Here is a 10345-nt window from a genome sequence, read left to right on the forward strand (position 1 = left end):
TCGCACTACAACGTGGGCGAGGCCGACTTCGACACGACCCTTGAGTACGTGGGCGAGGTCGGGCAGCAGTACGTGGGCTCGGGCGGCTTCCCCTCCCCGGGGATCGGGACCTACGAGAACACGCGATGCCGTTCACGGTGAGCAGCAGCGCGCGGGCGCGCAGCGGGTCCTCCGGGCGGCCGGCCGCGACCTCCTCGCGCTGCCGGCGCAGCAGCGCGACCTGGAGGTAGGAGATCGGGTCGAGGTAGGCGTCGCGCACGGTGAAGGTCTGCTTGAGGACCTCGTTGTGCTCCAGCAGCTCCGACTCGCCGGTCAGCCGCAGCACCTCGCGCAGGGTGAGGTCGTGCTCGGCGACGATCTGGTCGAAGACGTGGTGCAGCTCGGCCGGGACGAGCTGCTCGACGTAGTGGCGGGCGATCCGCAGGTCGGTCTTGGCCAGCGTCATCGCGACGTTGGACAGGAAGTTGCGGAAGAAGTGCCAGTTGCCGTGCATCTCGTCGAGCACGTCCGACAGCCCGGCCGCGCGGGCCGCCGCCAGGCCGGAGCCCACGCCGTACCAGCCGGGCACGATCTGCCGGGACTGCGTCCAGCCGAACACCCACGGGATGGCCCGCAGGCCGTCCAGGCCGGCGCCGCTGTCCGGGCGGCGGGACGGGCGGGAGCCCAGGTGCAGCGAGGCCAGCTGGTCGACCGGCGTCGCGGCGAAGAAGTACTTCGGCAGGTCCTCCTGCTCGACCAGGGCCCGGTACGCGGTGTGCGCGGCCTCGGAGACCCGGTCCATCGCGGCGTCCCAGCGGGCCAGCTCCTCCGGGGCCTGGCGGGGCGCGGTGTGCAGCGCGGAGGCGGCCAGCGTGGCGGAGAGGGTCAGCTCCAGGTTCTCCCGGGCCAGCGAGGGCAGCAGGTACTTGTCGCTGATCACCTCGCCCTGCTCGGTGACCTTGATCTCGCCCTCCAGGGTGCCCCACGGCTGGGCGAGGATCGCCTCGTGCGAGGGGCCGCCGCCGCGGCCCACGGTGCCGCCGCGGCCGTGGAAGAGCCGCAGCCGGATGCCGTAGCGGTGCGCGACGTCGCGCAGCCGGCGCTGGGCGCGGTGGATCTCCCACTGCGAGGTGGTGATGCCGCCGAACTTCGAGGAGTCCGAGTAGCCGAGCATGACCTCCTGGATGTCGCCGCGCAGCGACACCAGCAGCCGGTACGACGGGTCGGAGAGCATCTCGTCCAGGATCCGGTCGGCCTCCTGGAGCTCGTCGGTGGTCTCCAGCAGCGGCACGATGCCGATCTTGGCGATGCCCGCGTGCAGGTCGATCAGGCCGGCCTCGCGGGCCAGCACCGCGGCCGCGAACACGTCGTCCGCGCCCTGGCACATCGAGATGATGTACGACTCGACGATCTCGTCGCCGAAGCGCTCGAAGCCCTCGCGGATGGTGGTGAACACGCCCAGCGTCTTGGCGCCCGCGGCGTCCAGCGGCGCCGGGGTCGGGGCCAGCGGGCGGCGCGAGCGCATCTCCTTGGACAGCAGGCGCTGGCGGTACTCGCGCGGCATGTCGGTGTAGCGCCACGCCTCCTCGCCGAGCCGGTCGAACAGCTGGCCCAGCGCGTGGTGGTGCGCCTCGGCGTGCTCGCGCACGTCCATGGTGGCCAGCTGCAGGCCGAACGCCTCGATGGTGCGGATCGCCCGCGCCAGGCGGCCGTCGGCGATCAGGCCGCCGCGGTGCGCCCGCAGCGAGTCCTGGATCAGGCGCAGGTCGGCGATCAGGTCGCGGGTGCCGACGTAGTCGCGGCCCGGGGTGGGCGGCGTGCCCGCGGCCAGCCGGTCGCGGGTGTTCTCCAGCTTGATCCGGATGCAGGTGGCCTTCAGCCGGTACGGCTCCTCGGCGTTCATCCGCTTGTAGCGCGGGCTCAGCTCCGGCAGGTGCTCCAGGTCGGCGTCCAGCGAGGCCAGCAGCTCCTCCGAGGCCCCGGCCAGGCGCACCGAGGTGGAGAGCGAGGCGCGCAGGTCGTCGACCGCCTCCAGGGCGTCCTTGATGCCGTACTCGTGCTGCAGGTTGAGGACGTCCCAGGTGACCCGCGGGGTGACGTTCGGGTTGCCGTCGCGGTCGCCGCCGATCCAGGTGCCGAAGGTCAGCGGGCGCACGCCCTCGGGCAGCGCCAGGCCGACCCGGGCCAGCTCCTCGTGCAGCTCCTCCAGCACCTCCGGGACGGCGTCGCGGTACAGCTCGTCCAGGTAGTAGACGGCGTTGCGGGCCTCGTCGGTGGGCTCCGGCCGGGCGATCCGCAGCTCGTCGGTCTGCCACAGCAGGTCGATCACCTCGGCCAGCCGGCGGTCGGCCTGGCGGCGGGCCGAGGTCTGCCGGGCGCTGTCGACCCGGCCGGTGGCGGCCTGCTCGCGGTGGATGCGCTCCAGCAGCTCGCCGACCCGGCGCAGCTTGTTCAGCACCGAGCGGCGGGCCGCCTCGGTCGGGTGCGCGGTGAAGACCGGGCGCACCGCGAGGTTGGCCAGGGTGTCGGCCAGGTGCTTCGGGTCCGCCTCCTTCAGCTGGTCCATGGTCTGCGAGAGCAGCGAGCCCTCGCGGGCCCGGCGGGAGGCGAACTCCCGGCCGCGGTGCACCTGCTCGGTGACGTTCGCCAGGTGGAAGTAGGTGGAGAAGGCGCGCACCAGCTTCGCGGCGGTGTCCAGGTCGATCTCCGCCAGCAGCTGCGCCGTCGCCTCGCCGTCGGTGCGGCTCAGCAGGCGCACCTGCTCGACCAGGCCCAGCAGTTCGGGGCCCTCCTGGCGGACCAGGGTCTCCCCGAGCAGATCGCCGAGGCGGCGGATGTCCGCACGCAGCGCGGCATTGTCGTCCGCGTCGGCGATCACGGAGGGGCTGTCCGCCGGAGTGGGGACCGGAGCGGTCACGGCTGTCTCCCTGTGGTGGTGGGGTTCGGCAACGGCTCTGACATCACCGCGGTGCGGGTGACGGGTGCGGACCGCGCTGTCCGACGGGCAACAGCATAGGTGGCACGGGGTGCCAGGACAGAGAGGTGGCCGGATGGCGGACAGGTCGCGGAAGGCTGGGAGCCGGCTGGACGTGCGCTGGCGCAGCTGCCGGGAGGGGTGACTGCGTATCGTGTCGGTCATGAGTGAGAAGCCGGCGGGGGACGGCCTGTGGTGGTGGGCGCGAAGGCGCAGCGCGGTGCTGGACGTGGGACTGGCGGCGGTCTCCGGGCTGGAGTGCGCCGTCGGCGCGTACGGGCTGGTCCGGGACCGGCTGCACTGGGGGCTGCCCGCCGCGGTGGTGTGCGTCGTCCTGGGGGCGCTCGCCGGGGCGTCGCTGGTGGTGCGGCGCCGGTGGCCGGTGGTGCCGGTGGTGGTGGCGCTGGTGTTCGTGCCCGGCTTCTTCGGCGTGGTGCTGCTGGTGGTGTCGCTGTACACGCTCGCGGCGACCTGGGAGTGGCCCTCGCGGCGGGCCCGGGTGGTGGTGCTGTCGGCGGTCGCGATGGTCGAGACCTTCGGCATGGTGCTGCTCGCGATGACGGAACCGCCCAAGACGCCGCCGGCCGAACCGCTGCCGCCGACCTGGGTGTTCGTGGTGATCGCGGCGTTCGTCGCGGTCGGCATGGCCGTCGCCCCGATGGTGACCGGCCTGTACGTGGGGGCGCGGCGGCGGCTGGTGGAGTCGCTCAAGGACCGGGCGCAGGGCCTGGAGACCGAGCTGACGCTGCTGGCCGAGCAGGCCCGGGAGCGCGCCTGGCGGGCCCGGCTCGAGGAGCGCACCAGGATCGCCCGGGAGATGCACGACGTGGTCGCCCACCGGGTCAGCCTGATGGTGGTGCACGCCGCCGCGGTGGAGCGGATCGTCCCCAAGGACCCGGCGAAGGCCCAGCAGTCCGCGAAGCTGATCGGCGAGACCGGCCGGCAGGCGCTGGACGAGCTGCGCGAGATCCTCGGGGTGCTGCGGATGACCGAGGCGCAGGAGCAGGTGGAGGCCCCGGTGGGCGGCCTGCCGGAGCTGCCGGAGCTGGTCGAGCAGTCCCGGGTGGCCGGGATGGCGGTGTCGCTGACCGTCAGCGGCGAGCGCCGGGCGTACGTCGCCGAGGCCGAGCAGACCGCGTACCGGGTGGTGCAGGAGGGCCTGACCAACGCGCACAAGTACGCGGGCGGGGCGCGGGTGTCGGTGCTGCTGGCGTACGTGCCGAACGGGGTGCGGGTGTCGGTGGTGAACGAGTGTCCGGGCGCGGCCGCGGCGCCGGTGGCGCTGCCCAGCGGCGGCAACGGGCTGGTCGGGATGCGCGAGCGGGTGGTGGCGCTCGGCGGCGCCTTCCACGCCGGGCGGGAGGAGGGCGGCGGCTTCCGGGTCGAGGCGGTGCTGCCGTCCCGGCTGCGGCGCTCGGTGGCGCCGCCCGCCTGAGCGCGGCCGCCGCCGGGCCGGGCGGCTGTGCGGCTGAGCGGCTGTGCGGCCGCTGCCCGGCCGAGCGGTTACTGCCCGGCGTCCGCGGTGCGCAGCCGGTGCGGGGCCAGGCCGAGCACCAGGGTGCCGATCGCCCGGTCGACGCTCGGGCCCAGGTACCACTCGCCGGTGTGGTCGAGGCTGTAGACCCGGCCCAGCTCGTCGATCGCCAGCAGGGCCTGCCCGTACAGCTCCTCGCCGAGCGGGGCGAGCCGGGTGTCCAGGGCCCGGCCGAGGTCGGCCAGCGCGCGCGGGGCGTGCAGGCCGCAGCGCGGGTCGAGCAGGAACGGGGTGCGGGCCAGCGTCTCGCCCGCGCCCGGGACGTCGAAGGCCAGGCCGCCGAACTCGGCCCACGCCTCGATCGCGGCCGGGAACACCGCGTGCTGCGGGTCCAGCGGACCGCCGTACGCGACCAGGGCGTCGGCCCACTGCTCGGCCTGCCGGATCTCCCACCGGCCCGGCTGCCAGCCGGCCTGCTTGAGGGCGGCGGCCACGTCGGCGGGGAAGCGGGGCTGGGTGCGGACGGTGCTGGCGTTCAGGGCGTGCTCCGGTGGTTCGGGGGCAGGACGGGCTGGCTAGCGGGCGGGCGGCCCCACCTCGACGCTGGCCACGTTCAGGTGCTCCAGCAGCGGGGCGCAGGAGCGGCACGGCGGCGCGTGCGTGCCGTGCGCCGGGTCGCCCTCCTCGCGGATCCGCAGCGTGGTCATCCGGGCCCCCTTGAGCGCCTTGCGCGCCTCCTGCACCGTCATCGGCTTGCGCGCGGCCCGCTTCGAGCGGGACGCGTCCACCTGCCCGAGGTACTGGGACAGCAGCGCCGCCTCCGGGCAGCGGCCCAGGAAGCGCTCGCGCTTCTCCACCGGCAGCGCCGCCAGGAACCCGGCGACCAGCGGGTGCAGGGCCGGCGGCAGTTCGGACTTCTCCCCGGCCAGCGTGTGCACCTCGCCGCCGCGCAGCGACAGCGCGGCCGCGACCGCGGGCAGCAGGCTGTCGCGCTGGTGCCGCAGCACGGGCGGCGGGCCCGACTGGTCCATGACTGCTCCTCGGCGTTGGTACGGCGCACCGGCAGTTCTCCGCTGCCGGGGGTCTGCTGACGGACGGTGGATCACGCAGGGTAGCGGAGCCCACTGACAGTGAATCCTCACCCGAGAGCATCCAGCCTGCCAAACCGATCCGGGCGGCGCCGCGCCGGGGTGCGGACACGGGGCGCACGGAGGTGTACGGAGGGCCGAACTCCCGCCCCGCGCGCCCCTGGTGGGCTTCACCGGTTTTGCCGATTGTGCCCCGATGGGCCCGGCCGGGCCGGTACCGTTCGAGCGACGCGGCGGCAAGGGGGGTCTTGCGATGGGGTCGAACGTCGTGGCGCACGAGGCGCCAGGGGAACACGTGCCCACACCGGGCAGCACCGAACGGCAACCCGACCGGCGGATCGGCCTGGCCGTGGTCGGCGCCGGCTACTGGGGCCCGAACCTGGTCCGCAACGCCCAGCAGACCGCCGCCCTGCGGCTGCACTGGCTGTGCGACCTCGACGAACAGCGCTCCCGCAAGGTCCTCGGCGAGTACTCCACGGTCGCCGCCACCACCTCCTACGCGCAGGTGCTCGCCGACGAGCGCGTCCAGGCGGTGGCCATCGCCACCCCCGCCGGCGCGCACCACGCTCTGGCCCGGGCCGCCCTGGAGGCGGGCAAGCACGTCCTGGTGGAGAAGCCGATCACCACCACCGTCGAGGAGGCCGCCGACCTGGTCGCCCTCGCCGAGGAGCGCGGCCTGGTCCTGATGTGCGACCACACCTTCTGCTACACCCCGGTGGTGCGCCGGATCCGCGAACTCGTGCACGGCGGCGAGATCGGCGACGTCCAGTTCTTCGACTCGGTGCGGATCAACCTCGGACTCGTCCAGCCCGACGTCGACGTGCTGTGGGACCTCGCCCCGCACGACCTGTCCATCCTCGACTTCGTGCTGCCGCCGGGCGTCGAACCCGTCGGCGTCAGCGCCCAGGCCGCCGACCCGATCGGCGCCGGCCGGGCCTGCGTCGCCTACCTGACGCTGCGCCTGTCCAACGGCGCGCTCGCCCACTGCCACGTCAACTGGCTCTCCCCGACCAAGGTCCGCACCACCCTGATCGGCGGCTCCCGCCGCACCCTGGTCTGGGACGACCTCAACCCGCAGGCCCGGCTCGCCGTCCACGACCGCGGCGTCGACCTCACCCCGCCCGACGAGCTCACCGACGCCATCCGGCACCGCGCCCTGATCTCCTACCGGGTCGGCGACGTGGTCGCCCCCGCCCTGGTCGAACAGGAGGCGCTGCGCAACGTGATGGGCGAGTTCGCCGCCGCCATCACCGAGGGCCGCGCCCCGCTCACCGACGGCCGCGCCGGGCTGCGCGTGCTGCGCCTGCTGCACGCCGCCTCCCGCAGCCTCGAACTCGGCGGCGCGACCGTCCCGCTGGACGGCCCCGACGACGCCGCCCTGATCACCCGCCCGCTTCCCGCCCAGCAGAAGGCCACCGCCCGATGAACGCCGCCGTCCCCCTCGAAGGCTCCCGCTGCCTGGTCACCGGCGGCGCCGGAACCATCGGCTCCACCGTCGTCGACCAGCTGATCGTGGCCGGCGCCCGCGAGGTCGTCGTCCTCGACAACTTCGTCCGCGGCCGCGCCGCCAACCTGGCCCGCGCCCAGGAGCTCGCCGCCCCCGGACAGCTGCGGGTCGTCGACGGCGACATCCGCGACCGCGCCCTGCTGCGCGAACTGCTCGGCACCGGCACCGACGTGCTGTTCCACCTCGCCGCGATCCGGATCACCCAGTGCGCCGCCGAACCCCGGCTCGCCCTGGAGATCATGGTCGACGGCGCCTTCGACGTGGTCGAGGCCGCCGCCGAGACCGGCGTGCGCAAGGTGGTCGCCTCCTCCACCGCCTCGGTCTACGGCCTGGCGGACACCTTCCCCACCCCCGAGACCCAGCACCCGTACCACAACGACACCCTGTACGGCGCCGCCAAGGTCTTCAACGAGGGCCTGCTGCGCAGCTTCCACACCATGTACGGCCTCGACTACGTCGCCCTGCGGTACTTCAACGTGTACGGCCCCCGGATGGACGTGCACGGCCGCTACACCGAGGTGTTCATCCGCTGGATGGAGCGGATCGCCGCCGGACAGCCCCCGCTGATCTTCGGCGACGGCGCCCAGACCATGGACTTCGTCCACACCGAGGACATCGCCCGCGCGAACCTGCTGGCCGCCGCCGCCCCCGTCACCGACCGGGTCTACAACATCGCCTCCGGCACCGAGATCTCGCTGCGCGGCCTCGCCGACGCGCTGCTCGCCGCCATGGACTCCGGCCTCGACGTCGAGCACGGCCCCGCCCGGGACACCGCCGGCGGCGTGGTCCGGCGGCTCGCCGACATCTCCGCCGCCGAGCGGGACCTCGGCTGGAAGCCCGAACTCGGGCTCGTCGACGGGCTGCGCGAACTCGTCGCCTGGTGGCGCGAGCAGGCGTAGGGCCCGTTCCCGAACCCCCGCAGGCCCCCGCAGGCCCCGCAGGACCGTGTGACGCGAAGGAGCACCGCCATGTCCACCATCCCCGTCATGATCCCGTGGCTCGGCGAGGAGGAGGCCGAGGCCGCCGCCGGGGCGGTCCGCTCCGGCTGGGTCGCGCAGGGCCCCCGGGTCGCCGCGTTCGAGCGGGCGTTCGCCGAGCACCTCGGCGTGCCGCACGCCGTCGCCGTCTCCTCCTGCACCACCGCCCTGCACCTGGCGATGATCGGCGCCGGCGCCGGCCCCGGCGACGAGGTCGTCGTCCCCTCGCTGTCCTTCATCGCCACCGCCAACGCCGTCACCTACGTCGGCGCCACCCCGGTCTTCGCCGACGTCGACCCGGCCACCGGCAACCTCACGCCCGACACCGTCGCCCCGCTGCTCACCGACCGCACCCGGGCCGTCGTCGCCGTCGACCAGGGCGGCGTCCCGGTCGACCTGGACGCGATCCGGGCGCTGGCCGAACCGCGCGGCATCGCCGTGGTCGAGGACGCCGCCTGCGCGGCCGGCTCCCTGCTGCGCGGCCGCCCGGCCGGGGCCGGCGCCGAGATCGCCGCCTACTCGTTCCACCCGCGCAAACTCCTCACCACCGGCGAGGGCGGCATGGTCACCTGCCGGGACGCCGAACTCGCCGCCCGGCTGCGGCGGCTGCGCGAGCACGGGATGAGCGTCTCGGCCGCCGACCGGCACGCCGGCGCGGGCGGGGCCGGCGTCGTGGAGACCTACGACGAGATCGGCTTCAACCACCGGATGACCGACGTCCAGGCTGCGATCGGCCTCGTCCAGCTCGGCAAGCTGCCCGCGATGGTCGCCCGGCGGCGCGAACTCGCCGACCGCTACCGGGAACTGCTCGGGGAGGAACTGGCCGCCCGGCTGGTCCGCGACCCGGCGCACGGCAGCTCCAACTTCCAGTCGCTGTGGCTGCGGCTGCCCGAGGACGCCCCCGACCGCGGCGAGGTCCTGACCCGGCTGGCCGCCGGCGGCGTCTCCGCCCGGCGCGGCATCATGGCCGCCCACCTGGAGGCCCCGTACAAGGGCACCGCGCGGGTGCCGCTCCCGGTCACCGAGGAGATCACCGCGCGGACGCTGATCCTGCCGCTCTACCACTCGCTCACCCACGAACAGCAGGAGCACGTCGTCTCGACGCTCGGGGCGGCCCTGCGCCGCTGACGCGCCGCCGCGCTGCTGCCGGGGCGCCCGCACGTGCGGCTTCCTCTCCTTGCCGCGATCTTCCCGTCGTCCGTCTTCCGACTCGCGCAGTTCCTCGCGCCCCCGGTTTCGCCCACGAGAGGTTCTCACCGTGACCGACATCCCCCTGGTCGACCTGCACGCCTCGCACGCCGAGATCGCCGACGAGGTCCGCGCGGGCTTCGACGCGGTGCTGGCGAGCGGGGCCTACATCAAGGGCCCGGACGTGGCCGCGTTCGAGCGGGAGTACGCGGCGTTCTGCGGCGCCGGGCACGCGGTGGGGACGGCGAACGGCACCGACGCGCTCGAACTCGCGCTGCGGGCACTGGAGTTGAAGCCCGGCGGCGGAGTGGTGCTGCCCGCCAACACCTTCGTGGCGACCGCCGAGGCGGTCGTCCGGGCCGGGCTGCGGCCGGTGCTGGTGGACGCCGACGAGGAGCACCTGCTGATCGACGTCGAGCAGGCCGCCGCCCGGGTCACCGAGGCCGTCGCGCTGCTGCCCGTCCACCTCAACGGCCAACTCGCCCCGATGGAGCACCTGCTGGAGATCGCCGACGGGCTGCCGGTGGTCGAGGACGGCGCCCAGTCGCAGGGCGCCACCCGGCACGGGCGGCCGTCCGGCAGCTGGGGGCGGATCTCCGCCACCAGCTTCTACCCGGGCAAGAACCTCGGCGCGTACGGCGACGCCGGCGCGGTGGTCACCGACGACGCCGGGCTCGCCGACGCGGTCCGGCTGATCGGCGACCACGGCTCGGCCCGCAAGTACGTCCACGAGAAGTTCGGCTTCAACTCCCGGATGGACACCCTGCAGGCCGTGGTGCTGCGCGCCAAGCTCCGCCGGCTGCCCGCCTGGAACGAGCTGCGCCGGGCCGCCGCCGAGCGCTACGACAAGCTGCTCGGCGGCCTGGACGGCATCGTCCTGCCGCGCACCCTGCCCGGCAACGAGCACGTCTGGCACCTGTACGCCGTCCGGGTCGAGCACGGCCGCGACGGCGTGCTGGCCGCCCTCCAGGAGGCCGGGATCGGCGCCGGCGTCCACTACCCCGTCCCCGTGCACCTGCAGCCCGCGTTCCGGCACCTCGGGTACGGCGAGGGCGCCTTCCCGGTCATCGAGCGGGCCGCCGGGCGACTGCTCACCCTGCCGCTGTTCCCGCAGCTCACCGAGGACCGGCAGACCCGGGTCGCCGAGGTGCTGGCCGC

The 10345-nt window shown here is 74.5% G+C and carries 8 protein-coding genes; 5 read left to right on the forward strand and 3 right to left on the reverse strand.

Annotated elements, in window-relative coordinates; genetic code table 11:
• The coding region (ppc, locus tag ACFUEL_RS26710; protein ID WP_380239316.1) for a phosphoenolpyruvate carboxylase at positions 1 to 2857 on the reverse strand (2857 nt) is incomplete at its 3' end.
• 259 nt (positions 2858 to 3116) lie between these two features.
• Here ppc and ACFUEL_RS26715 point away from each other — a divergent pair.
• Entirely contained in the window at positions 3117 to 4388 is a 1272-nt protein-coding gene (locus ACFUEL_RS26715) for a sensor histidine kinase (RefSeq protein WP_380239309.1), read from the forward strand.
• Positions 4389 to 4456: 68 nt separating this feature from the next.
• Here ACFUEL_RS26715 and ACFUEL_RS26720 read toward each other — a convergent pair whose 3' ends face one another.
• The gene (locus ACFUEL_RS26720; protein ID WP_380239310.1) at positions 4457 to 4921 is read right to left on the reverse strand and encodes an SUKH-3 domain-containing protein; all 465 of its coding nucleotides are present in this window, start codon (positions 4919 to 4921) and stop codon (positions 4457 to 4459) included.
• Positions 4922 to 5002: 81 nt separating this feature from the next.
• Positions 5003 to 5458, reverse strand: a complete 456-nt coding sequence (locus ACFUEL_RS26725; protein WP_380239311.1) for a YwqJ-related putative deaminase — start codon at positions 5456 to 5458, stop codon at positions 5003 to 5005.
• 352 nt (positions 5459 to 5810) lie between these two features.
• On the opposite strand from ACFUEL_RS26725, the gene ACFUEL_RS26730 reads away from it, so the two are divergent.
• The 4 genes from ACFUEL_RS26730 to ACFUEL_RS26745 form a co-directional block, all read left to right on the forward strand.
• A complete protein-coding gene (locus tag ACFUEL_RS26730) occupies positions 5811 to 6941 on the forward strand; it encodes a Gfo/Idh/MocA family protein (protein ID WP_380239312.1) in 1131 nt (376 codons plus the stop codon).
• A complete protein-coding gene (locus ACFUEL_RS26735; protein WP_380239313.1) occupies positions 6938 to 7921 on the forward strand; it encodes an NAD-dependent epimerase/dehydratase family protein in 984 nt (327 codons plus the stop codon). The genes ACFUEL_RS26730 and ACFUEL_RS26735 overlap by 4 nt, the downstream gene beginning before the upstream one ends.
• A 69-nt stretch (positions 7922 to 7990) precedes the next feature.
• A complete protein-coding gene (locus tag ACFUEL_RS26740; protein WP_380239314.1) occupies positions 7991 to 9127 on the forward strand; it encodes a DegT/DnrJ/EryC1/StrS family aminotransferase in 1137 nt (378 codons plus the stop codon).
• Positions 9128 to 9257: 130 nt separating this feature from the next.
• Positions 9258 to 10345: DegT/DnrJ/EryC1/StrS family aminotransferase (locus ACFUEL_RS26745; RefSeq protein WP_380239315.1), on the forward strand; the 1088-nt coding region annotated here is incomplete at its 3' end.

The sequence above is a fragment of the Kitasatospora sp. NPDC057198 genome, from assembly GCF_042670125.1.
Classification (GTDB): Bacteria; Actinomycetota; Actinomycetes; order Streptomycetales; family Streptomycetaceae; genus Kitasatospora.